Origin of the sequence: Pseudomonas sp. YQ_6, from assembly GCF_043103245.1 — a bacterium.
GTDB lineage: Bacteria > Pseudomonadota > Gammaproteobacteria > Pseudomonadales > Pseudomonadaceae > Aquipseudomonas > Aquipseudomonas alloputida.
Genome location: NZ_JBICJR010000030.1, coordinates 1 through 20,058, shown reverse-complemented (window position 1 = coordinate 20,058; position 20,058 = coordinate 1). Strand labels below are relative to the sequence as shown.

Annotated in this window: 19 protein-coding genes; 14 read left to right on the top strand and 5 right to left on the bottom strand. The window is 62.8% G+C overall.

All coding sequences use genetic code 11. The features are described 5' to 3' along the window. Window positions 1-68: 68 nt before the first annotated feature. Complete coding sequence (locus ACF8FG_RS09590) at window positions 69-773, bottom strand: SDR family oxidoreductase (RefSeq protein WP_134697959.1); 705 nt, start codon at window positions 771-773, stop codon at window positions 69-71. A 99-nt stretch (window positions 774-872) separates the two neighbouring features. After that, window positions 873-1,766, bottom strand: coding sequence for a LysR substrate-binding domain-containing protein (locus ACF8FG_RS09585; protein ID WP_318078849.1), 894 nt, complete (start codon window positions 1,764-1,766; stop codon window positions 873-875). Between the two features lie 213 nt (window positions 1,767-1,979). Here ACF8FG_RS09585 and ACF8FG_RS09580 point away from each other — a divergent pair, with 213 nt between their 5' ends. The 10 genes from ACF8FG_RS09580 to ACF8FG_RS09535 all read left to right on the top strand — a co-directional run bounded on the left by ACF8FG_RS09580 (window position 1,980) and on the right by ACF8FG_RS09535 (window position 13,079). Further along, window positions 1,980-2,534, top strand: a complete 555-nt coding sequence (locus tag ACF8FG_RS09580; protein ID WP_014591753.1) for a helix-turn-helix domain-containing protein — start codon at window positions 1,980-1,982, stop codon at window positions 2,532-2,534. A gap of 27 nt (window positions 2,535-2,561) precedes the next feature. After that, window positions 2,562-3,908, top strand: a complete 1,347-nt coding sequence (locus ACF8FG_RS09575; RefSeq protein ID WP_003248849.1) for a glutamine synthetase family protein — start codon at window positions 2,562-2,564, stop codon at window positions 3,906-3,908. Window positions 3,909-3,992: 84 nt separating this feature from the next. Beyond that, window positions 3,993-4,766: a gamma-glutamyl-gamma-aminobutyrate hydrolase family protein gene (locus ACF8FG_RS09570; protein WP_318078846.1), complete on the top strand. Its 774-nt coding sequence runs from the start codon at window positions 3,993-3,995 to the stop codon at window positions 4,764-4,766. A 69-nt stretch (window positions 4,767-4,835) separates the two neighbouring features. Beyond that, a complete protein-coding gene (locus ACF8FG_RS09565; protein WP_014591751.1) occupies window positions 4,836-6,194 on the top strand; it encodes an aspartate aminotransferase family protein in 1,359 nt (452 codons plus the stop codon). A 183-nt stretch (window positions 6,195-6,377) separates the two neighbouring features. Further along, window positions 6,378-6,932 (top strand): helix-turn-helix domain-containing protein, encoded by a 555-nt coding sequence (locus ACF8FG_RS09560; protein WP_010953167.1) that lies wholly within the window; start codon window positions 6,378-6,380, stop codon window positions 6,930-6,932. Window positions 6,933-7,055: 123 nt separating this feature from the next. Then, window positions 7,056-7,565: a ProQ/FinO family protein gene (locus tag ACF8FG_RS09555; RefSeq protein WP_019437212.1), complete on the top strand. Its 510-nt coding sequence runs from the start codon at window positions 7,056-7,058 to the stop codon at window positions 7,563-7,565. 399 nt (window positions 7,566-7,964) lie between these two features. Continuing rightward, on the top strand, window positions 7,965-8,447 hold the full coding sequence (locus tag ACF8FG_RS09550; RefSeq protein WP_014591749.1) for a formate dehydrogenase subunit gamma: 483 nt from the start codon (window positions 7,965-7,967) through the stop codon (window positions 8,445-8,447). Continuing rightward, the gene (locus ACF8FG_RS09545; RefSeq protein WP_190869073.1) at window positions 8,441-10,000 is read left to right on the top strand and encodes an NADH-quinone oxidoreductase subunit NuoF; all 1,560 of its coding nucleotides are present in this window, start codon (window positions 8,441-8,443) and stop codon (window positions 9,998-10,000) included. The genes ACF8FG_RS09550 and ACF8FG_RS09545 overlap by 7 nt, the downstream gene beginning before the upstream one ends. Then, on the top strand, window positions 9,997-12,879 hold the full coding sequence (fdhF, locus tag ACF8FG_RS09540) for a formate dehydrogenase subunit alpha (protein WP_135199406.1): 2,883 nt from the start codon (window positions 9,997-9,999) through the stop codon (window positions 12,877-12,879). Before ACF8FG_RS09545 ends, fdhF begins: the two co-directional genes overlap by 4 nt. Continuing rightward, window positions 12,876-13,079: a formate dehydrogenase subunit delta gene (locus ACF8FG_RS09535; protein ID WP_014591746.1), complete on the top strand. Its 204-nt coding sequence runs from the start codon at window positions 12,876-12,878 to the stop codon at window positions 13,077-13,079. Before fdhF ends, ACF8FG_RS09535 begins: the two co-directional genes overlap by 4 nt. Window positions 13,080-13,193: 114 nt before the next feature. Here ACF8FG_RS09535 and ACF8FG_RS09530 read toward each other — a convergent pair whose 3' ends face one another. After that, window positions 13,194-14,057 (bottom strand): universal stress protein, encoded by an 864-nt coding sequence (locus ACF8FG_RS09530; protein ID WP_318078847.1) that lies wholly within the window; start codon window positions 14,055-14,057, stop codon window positions 13,194-13,196. Between the two features lie 154 nt (window positions 14,058-14,211). Between ACF8FG_RS09530 and ACF8FG_RS09525 the strand changes: the two genes are divergently transcribed. Next, window positions 14,212-14,829, top strand: a complete 618-nt coding sequence (locus ACF8FG_RS09525; protein ID WP_019437208.1) for a tRNA-(ms[2]io[6]A)-hydroxylase — start codon at window positions 14,212-14,214, stop codon at window positions 14,827-14,829. A gap of 22 nt (window positions 14,830-14,851) precedes the next feature. Here ACF8FG_RS09525 and ACF8FG_RS09520 read toward each other — a convergent pair whose 3' ends face one another. Beyond that, entirely contained in the window at window positions 14,852-15,277 is a 426-nt protein-coding gene (locus ACF8FG_RS09520; RefSeq protein WP_230678068.1) for a YqjD family protein, read from the bottom strand. Window positions 15,278-15,299: 22 nt separating this feature from the next. Here ACF8FG_RS09520 and ACF8FG_RS09515 point away from each other — a divergent pair, with 22 nt between their 5' ends. Next, window positions 15,300-15,563: a hypothetical protein gene (locus ACF8FG_RS09515; RefSeq protein WP_003248880.1), complete on the top strand. Its 264-nt coding sequence runs from the start codon at window positions 15,300-15,302 to the stop codon at window positions 15,561-15,563. A 20-nt stretch (window positions 15,564-15,583) separates the two neighbouring features. Here ACF8FG_RS09515 and ACF8FG_RS09510 read toward each other — a convergent pair whose 3' ends face one another. Beyond that, a complete protein-coding gene (locus ACF8FG_RS09510) occupies window positions 15,584-16,063 on the bottom strand; it encodes an LEA type 2 family protein (protein WP_014591742.1) in 480 nt (159 codons plus the stop codon). A 130-nt stretch (window positions 16,064-16,193) separates the two neighbouring features. Between ACF8FG_RS09510 and ACF8FG_RS09505 the strand changes: the two genes are divergently transcribed. Then, a complete protein-coding gene (locus tag ACF8FG_RS09505; RefSeq protein WP_014591741.1) occupies window positions 16,194-17,318 on the top strand; it encodes a sigma-70 family RNA polymerase sigma factor in 1,125 nt (374 codons plus the stop codon). Between the two features lie 228 nt (window positions 17,319-17,546). Then, window positions 17,547-19,973: a TonB-dependent receptor gene (locus ACF8FG_RS09500; protein WP_144180105.1), complete on the top strand. Its 2,427-nt coding sequence runs from the start codon at window positions 17,547-17,549 to the stop codon at window positions 19,971-19,973. Window positions 19,974-20,058: the final 85 nt, after the last annotated feature.

Genomic DNA, 20,058 nt, shown 5'->3' with positions numbered 1-20,058 from the left:
TTCCAGGCCTGCTCCGTCATCCTCGCAGGAAGCGACGGCAACAGCAGCGCCTGCGGGCCGATAGGCAATCAAACGCTACGTGTCAAGCCGCCATCGACCTTGATGTTCTGCCCGGTGATGTAGGCTGCGCCTTCGCTGGCAAGAAACGCAATGGTGGCGGCGATTTCCTCGCAGGTGCCATAGCGTCTGAGCGGCACGCTGTCGCGGCGCTGTTCGGTGGCTGGCAGGCTGTCGATCCAGCCGGGGAGGACGTTGTTGATCCTCACGTTGTCCCCGGCAAATTGGTCGGCGAAGATTTTGGTGAATGCGGCCAGGCCCGAGCGGAACACTGCAGACGTCGGGAACAGCTCACTCGGCTCGAACGCCCAGGCGGTGGAAATGTTGATGATTACGCCCCCTTTCTGGCGCTGCATGTAGGGCGTCACCAGGCGAGTCGGGCGAATGACATTGAGCAGATAGGTGTCCATGCCCTTGTGCCAGTCTTCGTCGCTGATTTCCAGGATTGGCGCGCGCGGACCATGGCCGGCGCTATTGACCAGCACGTCGATGCGCCCCCACTTTTCCACCACGGCATCGACCAGGCGTTTCAGGTCCTCAACCGACTGGTTGCTACCTGTTACGCCAATACCGCCGAGCTCGGCAGCCAGTGATTCGCCCTTGCCCGAGGAGGACAGGATGCCGACCTTGAACCCGTCAGCGGCCAGGCGCCGTGCCGCTGCCGCGCCCATACCACTGCCACCTGCTGTGATAATCGCAACTTTTTCTACTGACATGCTGCCTCCGGAACGTTAATGGCTGAATGCTTAGGCGCACTAAAATTAGCAGCAGTCCTAGCAGCGAGGGAGACAGCTAAACTTCAGCAAGGCAGTAGATTAACTATTGCCTGCTTGTTGCTTGAGCCAGCGCTGGACGATGCCTAGAGACTCCGGCTGCTGCAACTTTCGTGGCCACACCAGATAAAACGACTTATCGAGCCTGAGTTGCTGAGCGAAGACCTGGGTCAGCCTGCCCGCGACGATGTCGTCACTGACGAACGCCAGGCTTGCCAACGCAATACCCTGACCACTGATGGCCGCATCGATGGCCAATGAAGTCTGGTTGAACCGCAGGTTTCTGGCAGTCGCTTGCCCGTGTTGGGGGAACAGTTGTGCAAGGAACCGAGGCCAGAAATCATGGGCATCGTGGAGCAGGGTGAACGCTTGAAGCTGCTCGAAGCTGGTGGGGGCCTTGCAGGCTTCGAACAACGTTGGGCTGGCCACGGCGACGATACGCTGTTCCATCAACAGTTCGCTGTTCAAGCCCGCGCCGATGTCGGGCTTGCCATAGCGGACTGCGATATCCACGCCGTCGGTATTGAAGTGGGACAGCCGATCTGTGGCCAGTACACGTAAATCGATGTCCGGATGGCTGTGCGCAAAGCTGCCCAGCCGGGGAATGAGCCATTTGGAGGCAAAGGTCGGTGTCACGCTGACCGTCAGGTGAGACGCCTGTGGCCGCAGCAGGCGGGTTGCCTCATCGATCATCGCCAAAGCGTTGCGAATGCTGCCGCTGTAGCCCAGCCCCGCATCGGTCAGTGCCAGGCCCCGGGGCAGGCGCTCGAACAAACGAAGGTTCAGGCTCGCTTCCAGCCCGCGTATCTGTTGTGCCACTGCCGCCTGGGTCACCCCCAGCTCTTCGGCGGCCAGGCGGAAGTTCAGGTGGCGGGCAACCACTTCGAACACACGTAGCGCATTGAGTGAGGGCAAATCAGGGAAACCGTTTGGCATGGGGATGGACAGGGTCGGGCTGGAGGATTCAGCCACGAGGCTACTCGTCGAGCGCCTGTAAAGAAACCCGCGCCACCGCAGCCAATCCACCTCGCTGCGCAGCAAGCCCTCTGTTGGCGGCTGGCCAATTCCATCGTTCGGCTTGACGCGTGAAATTTTTCGTGTAAATTTTCATGAAAAATAAGTCTAAAAATTTCACGGCAGTCCGAAACGATGAAGATGCACGAAGAGGTTGAAGCCCTCGCGATCCTTATTCACGACCTGCGCAAATTCAAGAACCTGACCTTGGGTGAACTGGCCGAGCGCATCAACCGTTCGGTGGGTTTCCTCTCCCAGGTCGAGCGGGGCGTTTCGCGCCCGACCGTGGCAGACCTCACCGCTATCAGCGAAGCGCTCGGCGTATCAACAGCGTATTTCTACAACCTGAGCAAGCCCCGCAGCATTGGCTGGGTCACGCGCCCCCACGAGCGGCGCACGCTGTACCTGGAGTCGGGCATCACCGACGTGCTGGCCTCGCCGACCATCGCAGGCGCCTTCTCCATGCTCGACAGCCTTCTCGAGCCGGGCGCCACCAGTGGGGAGGCGTACTTGAGCGACCGTTCCGAGCAGGGCTGTTTCGTGCTCGAGGGCGAACTCACGGTGTGGCTGGACCAGGGCGATGCCGTGACCCTGCAAGCCAACGACTGCTTCCAGCTGCAACCCCATGCGCCGTTCCGTTACGCCAACTTGACGGATAAAACCACCCGTGTGCTCTGGGTCTTCAATTGAATTCGTTCACCTCACAAGGATAAGAAGATGAGTGTCATCTTTCCGGATCTGCTGGCTGAAGTGCGCTCGTTCCGAGCAGAACACCCGGCAATTCGCTATGTCGACCTGATTGCGCTGGACATCCCCGGGCACTTCTACGGCAAGCGCTACCCCATGGACATGCTGGAAAAAGTCGCAGCCGGTGCGCCACTGAAGCTGCCGCAGAACTGCGTGCTGCTGGGTACCCAGGGCGGCCTTTACCCGATTGGTGACTATTGCTTCGCCGACGGCGACCCGGATGCCGCCCGGCGCCTGGTGCCGGGTACGCTGAAGCCGGTGCGTTGGGAAAAGGAAGTGATCGCCCAGATGCTGATCACGTCCGACGGCACTGCAAAGCCGATCGAATTCGAGCCTCGTGAAGTGCTGGCGCGTGTGCTTCAGCGTCTGGCCAAGCGTGGCATCCGCCCGGTGGTGGCGTTTGAACTGGAGTTCTACCTGTTCGACCGCAAGCTTGATAACGGCCTGCCCCAGTATCCACGTGACACGGCGACCGAGGATGAAGACGATCAGCCGAATATGCACATCGAGCGGTTGTCGCGCTTTTCGTCGGTCCTGCACGAGATGGTCGATGGCGCCAACGAGCAGGGCGTGCCGGCGAACGTCATCACCGCAGAGCTGGGCCCAGGCCAGTTCGAGATCAACTTCTCGCACAGCGACGATGCCCTCAGTGCGGCGGACTGGTCGGCACTGTTCTGCCGCAGTACCCGCGGTATCGCGATGAAGCATGGCTACCGTGCCAGCTTCATGAGCAAACCCTACCTGGACGCGCCAGGCAGCGGCATGCATGTGCACGTCAGCCTGTACGACGCTGCCGGCAATAACATCCTGGCGGGAAGCGAACAGCGCAAGCTGCGCCATGCGGTGGCAGGCTGCCTGGAACTGCTGCCGCACTGCATGCCGATCTTTGCCCCCAACCACAATGCCTACCGACGTTATGGCGCCATGGTCAACGCGGCGAGCAAGGCCAGCTGGGGGTTCGAAGACCGTGACGCGTGCATCCGCATCCCTGAGTCCGACCCGCGCAACCTGCGCATCGAGCACCGCCTCGCTGGCGCCGACGCCAACCCGTATCTGGTGCTGGCGGCCATTTTGACCGGGATGGAGCATGGTCTGGATCGCGGCGTGGAGCCCATCGCCCCGCTGAACGACAACCGCCAGAGCGGCATCGACTTCCCCAAGGATGCCCTCAGCGCCTTGGCCGCCATGCGTCACCACCCGGTGGTCAACGAAGGCCTGGGCAGCGAGTTCGTGATGGTCTATTGCGAAAACAAATACCAGGAGCAACTGGACTTCATGCACCACATCGATGCCCGCGAATACCGCTGGTTCCTGTAGGTGCCGAGGTTGGAACAGCGACGCTGCACCCTCCCTTTCTACCGTTTCAATACAACGCGCAATATGGATTTGCCGGAGGAAGATATGCCACGTGTGCCCGTGATCGGCATTACCGCATGCACCAGCATGATTGAGCTGCATGCAACCCAGACCATCAGCGAGAAGTACGCGCGCGCGGCAGCCAAGGCGGCGTGTGGGCTGCCCATCGTCATTCCCAGCCTCGGTGGGTTGATAGACAGCGCCGATATTCTCGACGTGGTGGATGGGCTGATCTTCACCGGTTCGCCGTCCAACATCGAGCCGTACCACTACAACGGCCCGGCCAGTGCCGCGGGCACCCATCACGACCCTCTGCGCGATGCCACCACGTTGCCGCTGATGCGCGCCGCCATTGCCGCCGGCGTACCGGTACTCGGCATTTGCCGCGGCTTCCAGGAAATGAACGTGGCGTTGGGTGGCACCCTGCACCAGAAGGTCCACGAGACCGGCATGTTCATGGACCACCGCGAAGGCAAGGATGAGCCCCTCGACAAGCAATACGGGCCGCGCCACACCCTGCATGTAGAGCCTGGCGGCATGCTCGACCGCATGGGCTTGCCGGCGATATTCGACGTCAATTCCATCCACGGCCAAGGCATCGACGTACTGGCCCCCGGGCTGAGGGTGGAGGCGCTGGCACCCGATGGCCTGGTGGAAGCGATTTCGGTCGAGAGCAGCAAGGGCTTTGCCCTGGGCGTGCAATGGCACCCCGAGTTCCAGGTCATGGATAACCCCCATTACCTGGCCATCTTCCAGTCCTTTGGCAAGGCCTGCCGGCACCGCTCGGTGCTGCGCCAGAGGCTGTTGCTGTCTGCCTGAGCAGCCAACTTTCCCACCTGAAAAAAATACCCTCGCAGCGCGGCTGCGCAACTTGATGGAGTGAAGTCAATGAGTGAACAGAATTCGCAGACCCTTGCCTGGCAAACCATGAGCCGCGACCATCACCTGGCCCCGTTCAGCGATGTCAGGCAACTGGCTGAGAAAGGCCCACGCATCATCACCTCGGCCAAGGGCGTGTACCTGTGGGACAGCGAGGGCAACAAGATTCTCGATGGCATGGCCGGCTTGTGGTGCGTGGCGGTCGGCTATGGTCGCGATGAGCTGGCCGAGGTCGCCAGCCAGCAGATGAAGCAGTTGCCTTACTACAACCTGTTCTTCCAGACCGCGCACCCGCCCGCGCTGGAGCTGGCCAAGGCGATCGCCGAGGTGGCCCCGCAAGGCATGAACCACGTGTTCTTCACCGGCTCCGGCTCCGAAGGCAACGACACCGTGCTGCGCATGGTCCGCCATTACTGGGCACTGAAGGGCCAGAAGAACAAGAAGGTCATCATTGGCCGCATCAACGGCTACCACGGCTCTACCGTGGCGGGCGCGGCCTTGGGCGGCATGAGTGGCATGCACCAGCAGGGCGGGGTGATCCCGGATGTCGTGCACATCCCGCAGCCATACTGGTTCGGCGAAGGCGGCGACATGACCGAGGCCGACTTCGGCGTGTGGGCGGCCGAGCAATTGGAGAAGAAGATCCTCGAAGTTGGCGTGGACAACGTTGCTGCCTTCATCGCCGAGCCGATCCAGGGCGCCGGTGGCGTGATCATTCCACCGCAGACCTATTGGCCGAAGATCAAGGAAATCCTGGCCAGGTACGACATCCTCTTCGTCGCCGACGAAGTGATCTGCGGGTTCGGCCGTACCGGTGAGTGGTTCGGCACCGATTACTACGACCTCAAGCCTGACCTGATGACCATCGCCAAGGGCCTGACCTCCGGTTACATCCCCATGGGCGGGGTGATTGTGCGTGACGAGGTGGCCAAGGTCATCAGTGAAGGCGGCGACTTCAACCACGGCTTCACCTATTCCGGCCACCCTGTGGCGGCAGCGGTGGGCCTGGAGAACCTGCGGATCCTGCGTGACGAGCAGATCATCCAGCAGGTGCACGATAAAACCGCGCCGTATCTGCAACAACGCCTGCGCGAACTGGCCGACCACCCGCTGGTAGGCGAAGTGCGCGGCCTGGGCATGCTCGGTGCGATCGAGTTGGTGAAAGACAAGGCCACCCGTGCCCGTCATGAAGGCAAAGGTGTCGGCATGATCTGTCGCCAGCACTGCTTCGACAACGGCCTGATCATGCGCGCTGTAGGCGACACCATGATCATCGCGCCACCGCTGGTGATCAGTATCGAAGAGATCGACGAATTGGTAGAGAAAGCCCGCAAGTGCCTGGACCTGACCTATGAGGCTGTTCGGTAACGGCAGAGGGCCTGGTTAGCTGTTCTCAGCACCTGTGAGATCGAGCGCCGCCCGCGCGGTGCTCGATCGGAGCCGCAATCGTACATTTCACGTCAGGCACCACCCGCAAAGCATTTTGCTTTGTGAAATGAATCCTGTACTTTTCTGGGCATCCATTTCCCGTCTGAAAGTCGCGATTCAACCATGAAAGTGCACGAAGAAATCGAAGGCCTGGCAGTACTGATTCGCGACCTGCGCAAGTTCAAGGGCCTGACACTGGGCGAACTGGCACAGCGCATCGGCCGTTCGGTGGGCTTTCTGTCCCAGGTCGAACGCGGCGTATCACGCCCGACCGTGGCCGATCTCACTGCCATCAGCGAAGAGCTCGGTGTATCCACAGCCTACTTCTACAAGCTGGACAAACCCCGCGAGCTCGACTGGGTGACCCGCCCGCACGAGCGTCGCACGCTGCACCTGGCGGGTGGCATTACCGATGTGCTGGCATCGCCCTCGATAACGGGCGCGTTTTCCATGCTCGATAGCCATTTGCAGCCGGGGGCCAGCAGTGGCGAGGAGTACCTGGACGACAGCTCGGAGCAGGGTTGCTTCGTGCTCGAAGGCGAACTGACGGTGTGGTTGGGCGATGCTGAGCCGGTCACGCTACACGCCAATGACAGTTTTCAATTGCAACCCCACGCCCGTTTTCGTTACGCCAACCTGACCGACAAGCCCACACGCGTGCTTTGGGTGTTCAGCTGAGGGCCGTCGCACTGGCATGCGCATTGTGCTTCGGCTAGCCGGGAAAGTTGGCCTGCAAGCAATGTGCAGGCTGCATGGGGTATCCTTGCACCACGCAATCAACTTCGAAGCAGTGAATGAACAATGGGTTTTGAACAACTAGCTGAGCTACGAGACCGCCTGCGGGCGGAAAAAGGGCAGGTAAAGGCCGATAGCGCGAAACCGCCCAAGCGCAAGTCGCCCCCGCAGGCGAAGCCGCGTGAGATGGACCCGGCGGTGGCAGCGATCTGGCCACTGCAGAAGCATTTTCCCTTGGCTTTCCCGGTCAACCCGGCCCCCAAGGTGCCGCTCAAGGAGGGCATTTTCAAGGATGCCGAGCAACACCTGGAGCTGCTTGGGTTGACCCGCGAACAGCTCAAGCTGGGCATTTCCACGTGGTGCCGGGGCGCTCGATACTGGGCAAGCATGGTGGAGAATGCTCCTCGCCTTGACCTGAATGGTCAGGCCGCAGGTTCTGTGACCGCCGCTCAGGCGCTGCATGCCAAGCAGCAAGCTGCGCGGCAACGCAGCCAGGACCGACGCAATCGTGCGAAGTCAAAGGCCCAGGCTCCGGCCCCCGCCGCCGACACCGTAACGGTGCAGTCCACCGACTGAACTCAGTCGCGTTCTGCCGTGTAGCCATGCTGGATGGCAGCCCATTGCGGGGCTGCCGTCTGGCAGGCCCGGTAATGGACCAGGTTCGGTTTCGAGGCCTGGTGCATGTAACGATGGTTTCAAGACCCACCTGATATGCAAGCCGTGGCAGCTGATGCCGGGGCGTAATCACGTGCGTCGGTTTCAGAATGCGCCTGGTCGCTCGTATACAACCCCTCGGCGCTACAAGTGCCATGCTAGCAGGATGCCCAAGGGTCAGTGCGCGCAGACGTGCGGCCGTGGGCGAGGAGGCCACCCGTACCACGCAACTGTGACGTGGACGGTGCGCCGCAGCAGAACACGCCGGAAACCTGCCCCCTAAAACAATCAGGCAGGGTCCGTGATGCCGAGGTCCGCTGTATGCCTGATGAATTGCTCCACCTGCCTGTAATCCAGCGTATTCTGGCCCGCGACAAGGACACCCCCGGTGCCCTGTTGCCGATCCTGCATGCTGTCCAGCACGAGATGGGTTACATCCCCGATGCCTCGGTCCCCGAAATCGCCCATGCCCTGAACCTCAGCCTGGCTGAAGTGCGTGGGGTAATCAGCTTTTATCACGACTTCCGCACCGCGCCGCCCGCTCGCCACACCCTGCGCCTGTGCCGTGCCGAGTCGTGCCAGAGCCGTGGCGCCGAAGCCCTGGCCGCGCAATTGCGTGAACAGTTGGCACTGGACGACCACGGCACCAGCGCCGACGGGTCCATCAGCCTGCGCCCTGTTTACTGCCTGGGTGCCTGTGCCTGCTCGCCAGCGCTGGAGCTGGACGGCCAGGTGCACGCGCGACTCACCCCTGAGCGCCTGCGAGACTTGGTCAATGGTTGCCGGGAGGACTCAGCATGCTGAAGCTGTACATTCCCTGTGATTCCGTAGCCCGTGCCGTGGGTGCCGACCAGGTCGCCGAGGCCCTGCTGCGCGAGGCCGAGCGCCGCCAGTTGCCGCTGGACATCCAGCGCACCAGCTCGCGCGGGCTTTACTGGCTGGAGCCGCTGATCGAGTGCGACAGTGCGCAAGGGCGCCTGGGTTTCGGCCCGATTACGCCACAGGATGTGCCGTCATTGCTTGATGCCCTGGCGGGGGAGCCCGGTGGCCACTCGCTGGCACTGGGGCTGGTCGAAGAAATACCCTATCTCAAGACTCAGCAACGCTTGCTGTTCGCTCGCGCTGGCATCACCCGCCCATTGTCGCTGGACGACTATCGTGCCAACGGCGGTTTCGCAGGCCTGGAGGCCGCCGTGGCGCTGGACGGTGCCGAAGTGGTTGCCGCAGTACTCGACTCCGGCCTGCGTGGCCGTGGTGGTGCGGCGTTCCCGGCCGGCATCAAGTGGCGCACCGTGCGTGATGCTGGCGCCGGACAGAAGTACGTGGTGTGCAACGCCGACGAGGGTGACTCGGGCACGTTCGCTGATCGCATGCTGATGGAAGGCGACCCCTTCCTGCTGATCGAGGGCATGATCATTGCCGGCCTCGCCGTGGGTGCCGACAAGGGCTATATCTATGTGCGCTCGGAGTATCCCGATGCCATCCGGGTACTCGACCAGGCCTTCGCCATCGCGCGTGACGCTGGCTACCTGGGTGCTGACGTAGCCGGCAGCGGCCAGGCGTTCGACCTGGAGGTGCGGGTGGGCGCCGGCGCCTATATTTGCGGCGAAGAAACCGCGCTGCTCGAATCCATCGAAGGCAAGCGTGGCATCGTCCGCGCCAAGCCACCGCTGCCTGCGCTGCAAGGGCTGTTCGGCCTGCCGACGCTGGTGCACAACGTACTTACCCTGGCTTCGGTGCCCATCATTCTGGCCAAGGGTGCAGCGTTCTATCGCGATTTCGGCATGGGCCGCTCGCTGGGCACCATGCCGTTCCAGCTGGCCGGCAACATTCGCCAGGGTGGCCTGGTCGAGCGCGCGTTCGGCCTGACCCTGCGCGAGCTGGTGGAAGGCTATGGCGGTGGCACGGCCAGTGGCCGGCCGCTGAAGGCCGCGCAGGTCGGTGGCCCGCTTGGTGCCTGGGTACCCCCCAGCCATTTCGACACCCCACTGGACTATGAAGCGTTTGCTGCCGTGGGCGCGATGCTCGGCCACGGCGGTGTGGTGGTGGCCGACGATACGTTGAACATGGCCAGCATGGCGCGTTTCGCCCTGCAGTTCTGTGCCGAGGAGTCCTGCGGCAAGTGCACCCCGTGCCGTATCGGTTCCACCCGGGGCATGGAAGTGGTCGACCGGTTGATCGCCAGCAGCGACATCACCGAACGCCATGACCAGGCGCTGTTGCTGCGCGACCTGTGCGACACCCTGCAGTACGGTTCGCTGTGCGCCATGGGCGGTATGACTGCCTATCCGGTGGCCAGCGCGCTCAAGTACTTCCCCGCCGATTTTGGGCTGACCACCACGGAGGCCGCACAGTGATCAATTTCTTCGACCCCGCTTCTGATAAAAGCAGCGACCTCGGCACACCGGCCCGCGAAAGCGACGTGCAGGTCAGCCTGAGCATCGACGGCCGCGCCATCAGCGTGCCTGCTGGCACCTCGGTCATGCGCGCCGCCGCCATGCTGGGCACCAGCATCCCCAAACTGTGCGCCACCGACAGCCTCGAAGCCTTCGGCTCCTGCCGCATGTGCATGGTGGAAATCGAAGGCATGCGCGGTTACCCGGCATCCTGCACCACGCCAGTCAGTGAAGGCATGGTGGTGCGCACCGAAACCCCGCGCCTGGCCGGGCTGCGTCGCAACGTGATGGAGCTGTACATTTCCGACCACCCCCTGGACTGCCTGACCTGTTCGGCCAACGGCAACTGCGAGCTGCAGACCGTGGCGGGCCAGGTGGGCCTGCGTGAGGTGCGCTACGGCTATGACGGCGCCAACCACCTGGACGAGAAAAAAGACGTTTCCAACCCGTATTTCGACTATGAGCCGAGCAAGTGCATCGTCTGCAGCCGCTGTGTGCGCGCCTGCGAGGACATCCAGGGTACGTTCGCTCTGACCATTACCGGGCGTGGTTTCGAATCGCGGGTGGCGGCAGCGGGTGGCGAAAACTTCCTTGCTTCCGAATGCGTTTCGTGCGGCGCCTGCGTGCAGGCCTGTCCGACCGCGACCCTGACGGAAAAGAGCCTGGTGCAGCTTGGCCAGCCTGAGCGTTCGGTCATTACCACCTGCGCCTACTGCGGCGTTGGCTGCTCGTTCCGCGCCGAAATCAAGGGTGACCAGCTGGTGCGCATGGTCCCGGACAAGAACGGTGGCGCCAACCACGGCCACGCCTGCGTCAAGGGCCGCTTTGCCTGGGGCTACGCCACCCACCCGGACCGCATCACCAAACCGATGATCCGCAAGCGCCTGGAAGACCCATGGCAGGAAGTCAGCTGGGACGAGGCCGTGACCTATGCCGCCAGCGAGTTCCGCCGCATCCAGCTCAAGTACGGGCGCGACTCCATCGGCGGTATCACCTCCAGCCGTTGTACCAACGAAGAAGCCTATCTGGTGCAAAAACTGGTGCGCACGGCGTTTGGTAACAACAACGTCGATACCTGTGCACGGGTGTGCCATTCGCCCACCGGTTATGGCCTGAAGCAGACCCTGGGTGAGTCGGCCGGCACGCAAAGCTTCGACTCGGTGATGCAGGCCGACGTTGTGCTGGTGATTGGCGCCAACCCCACCGATGCGCACCCGGTGTTCGGCTCGCAACTAAAGCGCCGCCTGCGCCAAGGGGCGCGGCTGATCGTGATCGACCCACGGCGCATCGACCTGGTCGACTCGCCGCACGCCCGCGCCGACCTGCACCTGCAACTGCGCCCGGGCACCAACGTGGCCATGCTCAACGCCCTGGCCCACGTGATCGTTACCGAGGGCCTGCTGGCCCAAAGCTTCATCGATGCCCGCTGCGAAACCGAAGACTTCGCCCGTTGGCGCGACTTCGTCAGCCTGCCAGACAACGCCCCCGAGGTGCTCGGCCCGGTTTGTGGCGTGCCTGCTGAGCAGATCCGCGCTGCGGCCCGGCTGTATGCCACCGGCGGCAACGCGGCCATCTACTACGGCCTGGGTGTGACCGAGCACAGCCAAGGCAGTACCGCAGTGATGGGCATCGCCAACCTGGCCATGGCCACTGGCAACATCGGCCGTGAAGGGGTAGGGGTGAACCCGCTGCGCGGGCAGAACAACGTGCAGGGCTCGTGCGACATGGGCTCGTTCCCCCACGAGTTGCCCGGCTACCGGCATGTCTCCAACGAGGGCGTGCGCGCCGAGTTCGAACAGGCGTGGGGCGTGACCTTGCAGCCCGACCCGGGTCTGCGCATTCCCAACATGTTCGAGGCGGCGCTGGATGGCAGCTTCAAGGCGCTGTACTGCCAGGGTGAGGACATCGCCCAGAGCGACCCCAACACCCAGCACGTCACCGCGGCCTTGCTGGCCATGGAGTGCGTGGTGGTGCAGGACATCTTCCTTAACGAAACTGCCAAGTTCGCCCATGTGTTCCTGCCGGGCAGTTCGTTCCTGGAAAAGGACGGCACCTTCACCAACGCCGAGCGGCGTATTTCGCGGGTGCGCAAGGTCATGGAACCGCTGGCTGGCAAGGCCGACTGGGAAGCTACCGTGGCCCTGGCCAACGCCCTGGGCTACCCGATGAACTACCGCCATCCTTCCGAGATCATGGATGAGATCGCCCGCCTGACGCCGACCTTCCGTCGTGTCAGCTACGCTGAACTCGACCGCCATGGCAGCCTGCAGTGGCCGTGCAACGACGCTGCCCCAGACGGCACGCCGACCATGCACATCGACCAGTTCGTGCGTGGCAAGGGCCGCTTCATGCTCACCGGCTACGTGCCCACCGACGAAAAGGTCAACAACCGCTACCCGTTGCTGCTGACCACCGGGCGCATTCTCAGCCAGTACAACGTCGGCGCCCAGACCCGGCGTACCGGCAACGTCGCCTGGCATGACGCCGACCGCCTGGAGATCCACCCGACCGACGCGGAAAGCCGTGGCATCCACGACGGTGACTGGGTCGGCATCGGCAGCCGCGCCGGGCAGACTGTGCTGCGTGCCAAGGTCAGTACGCGAGTGGCGCCGGGAGTGGTGTACACCACCTTCCACTTCCCCGAGTCGGGGGCCAACGTGATCACCACCGACAACTCCGACTGGGCCACCAACTGCCCCGAGTACAAGGTGACGGCAGTGGAAGTGGTGAAAGTGTTCCAGCCATCGCAATGGCAAAAGCGCTATCAGGATTTCAGTGATGAACAGCAGCGGCTGCTGAAAGAGCGCCGCACTGCGGAGAAAGCCGAGGTTCGCCGATGAGCAGCGAAAACCTGGTCAAGATGGCCAACCAGATTGCCCATTACTTCGACAGCGAGCCCGACCGGGCGCTGGCGGTGCAAGGGGTGCGGCAGCATTTGCAGAGCTTCTGGACGCCGGCCATGCGCCGGCAGCTGGCGGAATGGAGCGAGGCCCATGTGGGGGAGGGGCTTGACCCGAAGGTGCGGGAGGCGTTGGTCTAGATCCCCGGGCGGCAACGGAACCTTGGGGGCGGGTTTGCTTGCGAATGTGGCGTTGAAATCAATGACGCATTCGCGGGTGAACCCGCTCCTCCAAGGGGCCTGCATATTGCCTACTCAGCCGCGGGCCAGCTCCGTCAGGTGGGCGATTGCTTCTTCGCTCTTGAGCACCAGCACATCACCCTGCAGCGCATCCAGCACCACTTCCGAGGTATTACCAATCAACGCCCCGGAAATGCCCGTGCGGCACACCGTGCCCATCACCGTCACCACGGCATCGAGCTTCTGTTCGGTATGGGGAATCAACACATCCGCCGGCCCTTCAGCCACATGCAGGCATTCTTCCCTGATGCCGTATTCAGCCTGGAACGCGCTGCACGCTTCACGGTAGCGCTTTTCGATCGTATCGCTCAGCTGGTACGCCGGGTCCGACGCTGACAGCATCGGCGACGGGTGGGCACTGATGACATGCAGTTCTCCCTTGGCCAGTTTGGCAATCTCGAAGCCGTGGTCGATGATGCTGGCATGCAGGCGGCGGTGGTCTTCGTCCTGGTTGCCCACGTCCACCGCCGCCAGGATCTTGCCGCCGGTCCATGGCCGCTCGCTCTTGACCATCAACACGGCACACGGGCATTGGCGCAGCAGTTTCCAGTCGCTGGGGGTGAGCAGGGCCTTTTTCAGCGGGTTGTCCGGGCGATGGTCCTTGATCACCAGTTCGCAGCCTTCGGCCTGCTGTACATGGATGATGGTGTCGTGCAGGTTGTCGCGCCAGCCCTCTTCATGGGTGACATTGTCGAAGCCGTCATCATGCAACTGGCTGCTCAGCAGGCTCAGCAGCGCACTGTGATCATGCCGTTTGTCGCACATCAGCAAGTGCAGGCGCGCGCCGGTGATGCCGGCAATCAGCTTGGCCCGTGTAAGCGCCCGGCTGTGGGCGTGCGCGGGGTCGAGGACGACGAGGATGCTGCGGACGGCTTGCATGGGCGTTAACTCCCTTCGATGATGGCGACCAGTGCCTGACTATAGTCGGCGCTTCGCCCTCCAGCGCTTGATGTACATCAAGCATAGTCACTGGCGTCGCCAGCCGCCGCCGGTATAATCGCCGACCCTGCCTGTTCTGTGTGGTTGCACGCTTATGTCCCTGATCCCCGAAATCGAAGCCTTTCTTGGCTGCCCGACGCCAGACGCCTGGATCGAAGCGGCGCTCGCCGACCAGGAAACCCTGCTGATCGACCACAAGAACTGCGAGTTCAAGGCCGCCAGCACGGCCTTGAGCCTGATCGCCAAGTACAACACTCACCTTGATCTGATCAACATGATGTCGCGCCTGGCCCGCGAGGAGCTGGTGCACCACGAACAGGTGTTACGCCTCATGAAACGCCGCGGTGTGCCGTTGCGCCCGGTGTCGGCAGGGCGTTACGCGTCGGGGTTGCGCCGGCTGGTGCGCGCCCATGAGCCGGTCAAGCTGGTGGATACGCTGGTGGTGGGGGCGTTCATCGAGGCGCGCAGTTGCGAACGTTTTGCCGCACTGGTGCCACATCTGGATGAAGAGCTGGGCCGCTTCTACCACGGGTTGCTGAAAAGCGAAGCGCGCCACTACCAGGGCTACCTGAAACTGGCGCACAACTACGGTGAGGAGGCGGACATCGCCCGCCGTGTCGAGCTGGTACGCGCTGCGGAAATGGAGCTGATCCAGTCGCCCGACCAGGAGCTGCGCTTCCACAGCGGCATCCCGCAGGCTTTGGCCGCCTGATGGGCACCAGGCGGCGCAGGCCTTAACTGCGCCGACCCAGTAGCAGGCCTACCACCAGCCCGAGGCCGGCGGAAATGGCCACGGTCTGCCAGGGGTGGCCGCCGATGTAATCCTGAGTGGCGTCCACCACCGGTTGCGCCTTGCTGCGCACGTTGCTCGCAGCCTGGCGTGCCTGGCGCAGCTTCAGGCTCACCTGGGCGCGCAACGTCTCTGCTTCTTCGCCGACCAGTGCGGCACTGTCGTTCAGCAGTTTTTCCGATTCTTCTATCAGCGATTGCAGTTCGCTGAATACCTGGTCCTTGATCTGATCGCTGTCAGCCAGCGTGGCGTTTTTCCGGGCCATGAACTCGTCCTCGTCAATGGGGTTGTGAACAATGGATGCCGCCACGTCGGGAAAGTTGCGGCGGCTTTCCGATGATGGGTTGCCTGGGTGTAAGATAGCGGCCATTTTCAAACCTGCAGGTAACTTCATGAGTTTCAATCTGGCCAACATGAGCTTCGAGGAACGGGCGCAGATCGAGGCAGAGAAGGCCCGGCTGTTCGAGATGTGGCAGAACAACCTGGGCAAAGCCAAGGGCGAAGCCGCCCGGCTGATTGCCGAAAAGCCAAGGCGCAAGGGCAAATGGGCCGAGTGGGTGCGCGCCGAACTGGACGGCATGACGCCGCCTGAATACGCCAGCATGGTGCGCAGCGAAGTCAACAAGCTGATGGCCGCAGCCAGCGCCAACCGCTGAGCACACCCGCCCGGCGCTTATCAGTAGGTGCCCTTGGGCAAGTCCAGCTTGCCTTCATCGGTAAAGCGCACGGTCCCCAGCGGCCCGCCGGCCAGTTTGCCGCGCAGCTTGTAGGGTAGACCCTGCAGCGAGTCCAGCTTGCCCAGCCCATAGGCCTGGCGCAGGAAGGAAAACGCCGTGATGCTTACCGGCACCACGATCACCGCTTCGTCGTAGCGGCCAATGTGCCCCTGCTGATCACTGACCCCAGCGGCCAGCGGCTGGCCGTTTACTTCCAGGTTCAAGGCGATGCCGTTGTAATCGATCGGCGCCTCATTGGGGTTTTGCACTCGCATTTTCACCGCCATGCGCAGTTCCAGCTCCTGACCGGGCAGCGGTTCGATGCCGATCACGCTGATGTTCACCGGGTCGCGTGGCTGGAACAGCGCACAGGCCCCCAGGCCACAGGCCAGCAGCAGGACCAGGAGCAGGCGGGTGTAGCGGTACAGACGGGCAGTCATGGGCTGTGACCTTGCCGGAGTGGAGCTGGCAGTGTGGCAAATGCGCGTCGGCGTTGAAAGTATCGGTTCATATGAAAGATACTGTTTCTCATTAACGCCCGATAACCTCTCTTAGTGGCTGTTCCCAATCATGCTGACTTCACCCATGTCGGGCCTGCTGGCAAGTTTCCAGGAGCACTACGACGACCTGCTGCAGTTTCTGACACGGCGCATGAGCGACCGCCAGCGGGCGGCCGATGTGGCGCAGGAAACCTACCTGAAGCTGGTGAACATCGACGAGCAGGCGGTGCCGGTGTTGCACGCGCGCAGTTTCATCTTTCGCGTGGCCGGCAACCTGGCGATTGACGCCTTGCGCCGTGAGCAACGCATCGCCGCCTGCCACGACGACAGCGACGGAGCCTGTGAGGTGGCCTGCCCGGCGCCGGCACCCGAGGCGGCGTTGCTGGCCCGCGAGCGCTTGCAGATTCTTGACCAGGCGCTGTTGCAGTTGCCCGACAATGCCCGCCAGGCGCTGTTGCTCAACCGTGTCGAGGGCCTGACCCAGAAGCAGGTCGCTCAACGCCTGGGGGTTTCCGAGAGCATGGTGGCAAAGTATATCGGCCAGGCCTTGCGCCATTGCCGCGGCCGGCTGAAGCAGGCGGGTGTGGCGGCATCGGTGGTGTTGTTGGTCGCCGCCGTGGCGGGTTGGCAGCAAGCCCCGATGCTGCTGGCCGATTACCACACCGCCGTGGGCGAGCGGCAGGTCATTACCCTGGCAGATGGCACACGGGTGACGCTGAACAGCGCCAGTGCCTTGAGCGTGGCGTTCAGCGAGCATGAGCGGCGTGTGGTACTCGATGCGGGTGAGGCGTTGTTCGAGACCGCCGATGATTCACGTCCGTTTGTGGTCGAAACGGCCGGTGCGCGGGTGCAGGGCAATGCCGCCACCTTCAGCGTGCAGCGCGATGGCCACGTCGTGTTGGCTCGCGGTGAAGCCAAGGTGGGTGAACATGAACTGGCAGTGGCGGCCGATGCCGGCACGCAGATGGCCTGGCAGCGTGGCAAGCTGATCTTCAACGGCAAGCCGCTGGGGCAGGTGCTGACCGAGCTTGAGCGATACCGGCATGGGCGCATTGTGTTGTCCGACAGCAAGCTGGCTGCGATGGAAGTGAGCGGGGTGTTTGACCTGGATGAACCTGAGGCCCTGTTGCGGACGTTGGAGCAACGGTATGGCCTGAAGGTGACCTACCTGCCGTGGTTGGCCGTGGTGCATTGATCAGCCTGTGTCGGCCTCTTAGCGGGCAAGCCCGTTCCTGCACAGATCGCACAATCTTCAGGCGGGCGCAGTCGTTGTAGGAGCGGGCTTGCCCGCGAAGAGGCCGGGCAGAAACAAAAATATTTTTCATTTGGCACTGCAAGTTCCTGCAAGCCAGATCGTCGTAGTGAGACTGATCAGCAACCCATTCTCATTTACGACTTGTCAGGAAGCTCATTCGTGCCTCTGATGCTCAAGCCCTTGCACCGCCGTCGCGGTTCTTTTCACCATGCCTTGATGTCTTGCAGTGCCTTGGCCCTGTTGCTCGGCCCCCTGCACGCAGGGGCCGCGACGACTGCCGAACAGACCCAGATGCAAGCTCGCCAGGTCCAGCTCGACCTGCCAGCCCAACCGCTGGACCAGGCGCTGACCACTTTCGCCGACCAGGCCGGCCTGCACCTGCTGTACACCACAGGCGATGTCGCCGGCCAGGTCAGCCCGGCGTTGCAGGGCAACTTCAGTGTCGAGCAGGCCCTGCAGCAGTTGCTGGCTGGCAGCGGCATGAGCTGGCAGTTCAGCGAGGCTCGCACCGTCACCTTGCGCAAGGCCGAGGCCGTGCCGCAGGCGGTCAACCTCAAGCCGATCGAAGTCAGCGTAGCCTCGCGCACCAGCACCGCCATCAGCGAAATCCCCGGGACCGTCTGGGTGGTCGACCAGCAGCAATTGCGCGAGCAGATCGACAGCGGCGTCAGCCTGAAGGAAGCCATCGGCAAGCTGGTGCCGGGCCTTGACCTGGCGCCGGAAGGGCGCACCAATTACGGCCAGAACATGCGTGGGCGCAACGTGCTGGTGATGATCGACGGGGTCAGCCAGAACAGCTCCCGCGGCCTGTCGCGCCAGTTCGACAGCATTTCGCCTTTCAACGTCGAGCGCGTCGAAGTGCTGTCTGGCGCCAGCGCCATCTACGGCGGTGGCGCCACCGGCGGCATCATCAACATCGTGACCAAGAAGGGCGAGCCTGGCCCGGCGCGCTTCGAGACCCAGTTGGGGGCCAGCAGCGGTTTCAACAACAGCGACGACCTGGCCACCCGCTTCGCCCAGTCGGTCAGCGGCGGCAACGAGCGGGTCAATGCCCGGTTGGGCGTTTCCGGTGAGCAGAACGAAGCCTTCTACGATGGTGCTGGCGACCAGATCTTCATCGACAACACCCAGACCGACCTGCAGTACAACCGCACCATCGACGTACTCGGCACCTTGGGCCTGCAGCTGAACGACCAGCAGAGCCTCGACCTGTTGGCCCAGTACTACGACTCGGGCAACCATGGCAGCACGGGTATCTACTTCCCCAACCTGAACTACAACGCGCCATCCGACCTGGAAGACGCCGAACTGCGCAGCGGTTATTCATCGGACCTGGAGCCGCGTACGCGGCGCTTGCTGCTCAACGCCAATTACCACCACACCGACGTGCTGGGGCAGGACTTCTACCTGCAGGCCTCGTACCGCAAGGAAGATGACAACTTCTACCCGTTCCCGTACTACAACCGTGCCACGCCCACCGGCTCGCGCGGGGTGTACTTTGCCGCCTCGCAGCAGAATTTCGAGGTCACCAGCCTCAAGGGCCTGTTTGCCAAACAGTGGGATACGCTGAAGCTGACCTACGGCGTTGACCTGGATCGCGAGCGCTTCAACGCCGAGCAGACCACCTTCAACGCCCAGACCTCGTCCGAGTCGGGTGGCCTGGAGCTGGAAAAAGACAGCAAGGCCGCACGCTACCCCAGCTACCGGGTGGATGGTGTGTCGGTGTATGCCCAGCTGGACTGGCATGCCACTGACAACCTGACATTGTCCGGTGGTGCCCGGCGGCAGCAGATGGACGTGGATGTCAGCGATTTCAAGGGCGTGCCAGGTGGCAGTAACGACTATCAGGTCAACCTGTTCAACATCGGTGCCATCTACGACTTCAAGAACGGCCACCAGGTGTGGAGCAACTATGGCGAAGGCTTCGACCTGCCTGACCCGGCCAAGTACTACGGCAAGCCAGGCCTGAGCGTGGCCGATAACCCGTTGGCCGGTATCAAGAGCCGCCAGGTGGAATTGGGCTGGCGCTATGCCGACCTGGATTGGGATGCGCAGGCCGCGCTGTATTACATCTGGTCGGACAAGATCATCAACGTCGATTCGCAAACGCTGACCATCGACGTGAAAGAGCAGAAAAGCCGCGACTTCGGCTTTGAAGGTGCACTGACCCGGCACTTCCAGACCGGCTGGGAAGCTGGCGGCACATTGCACATGACACGCTCCGAGGAAGAGGCCGAGGATGGCGGCTGGATCAAGCGCGATGCCCGTTATGCCTCGTTGTCCAAGGCCACCGCATTTGTCGGCTGGAAGGGCGATGGCCGCAGTGCACGCTTGCAGGCCAACCATGCCTTCAGCCTGAAAGATGATGCCGATCACGAGATTGACGGCTACACCACCTTCGACCTGCTGGGTAGCCAGGATACCGGTTTCGGCACCTTCAGTGCCGGTATCCAGAACCTGCTGGACAAGCAGTACAGCACGGTATGGGGGCAGCGTGCGACGTTGTTCTATTCGCCGACCTACGGGCCGGCGTATCTGTATGACTACCAGGGGCGTGGGCGGACCTACACGCTGAGCTGGAGCATGGCTTACTGATTGTGGTGGCCTGAACGGGCCTGTTCGCGGCGGCAACGGTGAACGGCGGGTGGAGATTGGCCAGCAGGGCCGGCCTCTTCGCGGG

Coding starts and splice junctions, on each gene's coding strand:
- ACF8FG_RS09590 (WP_134697959.1), bottom strand. CDS start 773: ATGTCAGTAGAAAAAGTTGCGATTATCACAGCAGGTGGCAGTGGTATG.
- ACF8FG_RS09585 (WP_318078849.1), bottom strand. CDS start 1,766: ATGCCAAACGGTTTCCCTGATTTGCCCTCACTCAATGCGCTACGTGTG.
- ACF8FG_RS09580 (WP_014591753.1), top strand. CDS start 1,980: ATGAAGATGCACGAAGAGGTTGAAGCCCTCGCGATCCTTATTCACGAC.
- ACF8FG_RS09575 (WP_003248849.1), top strand. CDS start 2,562: ATGAGTGTCATCTTTCCGGATCTGCTGGCTGAAGTGCGCTCGTTCCGA.
- ACF8FG_RS09570 (WP_318078846.1), top strand. CDS start 3,993: ATGCCACGTGTGCCCGTGATCGGCATTACCGCATGCACCAGCATGATT.
- ACF8FG_RS09565 (WP_014591751.1), top strand. CDS start 4,836: ATGAGTGAACAGAATTCGCAGACCCTTGCCTGGCAAACCATGAGCCGC.
- ACF8FG_RS09560 (WP_010953167.1), top strand. CDS start 6,378: ATGAAAGTGCACGAAGAAATCGAAGGCCTGGCAGTACTGATTCGCGAC.
- ACF8FG_RS09555 (WP_019437212.1), top strand. CDS start 7,056: ATGGGTTTTGAACAACTAGCTGAGCTACGAGACCGCCTGCGGGCGGAA.
- ACF8FG_RS09550 (WP_014591749.1), top strand. CDS start 7,965: ATGCCTGATGAATTGCTCCACCTGCCTGTAATCCAGCGTATTCTGGCC.
- ACF8FG_RS09545 (WP_190869073.1), top strand. CDS start 8,441: ATGCTGAAGCTGTACATTCCCTGTGATTCCGTAGCCCGTGCCGTGGGT.
- ACF8FG_RS09535 (WP_014591746.1), top strand. CDS start 12,876: ATGAGCAGCGAAAACCTGGTCAAGATGGCCAACCAGATTGCCCATTAC.
- ACF8FG_RS09530 (WP_318078847.1), bottom strand. CDS start 14,057: ATGCAAGCCGTCCGCAGCATCCTCGTCGTCCTCGACCCCGCGCACGCC.
- ACF8FG_RS09525 (WP_019437208.1), top strand. CDS start 14,212: ATGTCCCTGATCCCCGAAATCGAAGCCTTTCTTGGCTGCCCGACGCCA.
- ACF8FG_RS09520 (WP_230678068.1), bottom strand. CDS start 15,277: ATGGCCGCTATCTTACACCCAGGCAACCCATCATCGGAAAGCCGCCGC.
- ACF8FG_RS09515 (WP_003248880.1), top strand. CDS start 15,300: ATGAGTTTCAATCTGGCCAACATGAGCTTCGAGGAACGGGCGCAGATC.
- ACF8FG_RS09510 (WP_014591742.1), bottom strand. CDS start 16,063: ATGACTGCCCGTCTGTACCGCTACACCCGCCTGCTCCTGGTCCTGCTG.
- ACF8FG_RS09505 (WP_014591741.1), top strand. CDS start 16,194: ATGCTGACTTCACCCATGTCGGGCCTGCTGGCAAGTTTCCAGGAGCAC.
- ACF8FG_RS09500 (WP_144180105.1), top strand. CDS start 17,547: ATGCTCAAGCCCTTGCACCGCCGTCGCGGTTCTTTTCACCATGCCTTG.